This is a genomic window from Brevibacterium sp. SIMBA_078, assembly GCF_046534565.1.
GTDB lineage: Bacteria > Actinomycetota > Actinomycetes > Actinomycetales > Brevibacteriaceae > Brevibacterium.
The window spans coordinates 1-315 of record NZ_JAWRYQ010000105.1 but is presented as its reverse complement, the minus strand read 5'-3'; the positions used below and the strand labels follow the sequence as shown (position 1 = coordinate 315).

At 41.9% G+C, this 315-nt stretch carries 1 protein-coding gene; it reads left to right on the top strand.

Going from position 1 to position 315, the window contains the following annotated elements; translation table 11 throughout:
- Window positions 1-315: hypothetical protein (locus SB749_RS19055; RefSeq protein ID WP_410711681.1), on the top strand; the 315-nt coding region annotated here is incomplete at both ends.

Here is a 315-nt window from a genome sequence, read left to right as displayed (position 1 = left end):
AGCAACTTTTAATACCCAGGTAGACTTTGACTCAGTTGAAGCGTCATTTATTTACGGAATTGATGCGTTAAATGATGTAACTGCACAACCGCTGGTCGATGGCCGTGTTTGGGTGCCAGAAATGGACATGAAAAGTGTCGCGGGCTTTTTACAAACTAAGTGGGTTATTGCTAATGACTTAATAATAAAGGCCGGTGTACGCAAAGAAAATATCGACCTTAGCGTAGATGATTATCGAACGCTTAAATTATGTAAAACGGCCACGCAATGCTCTGTGCCAATTAGCGTAAAAGGCGACACGGTTGATTACAATGC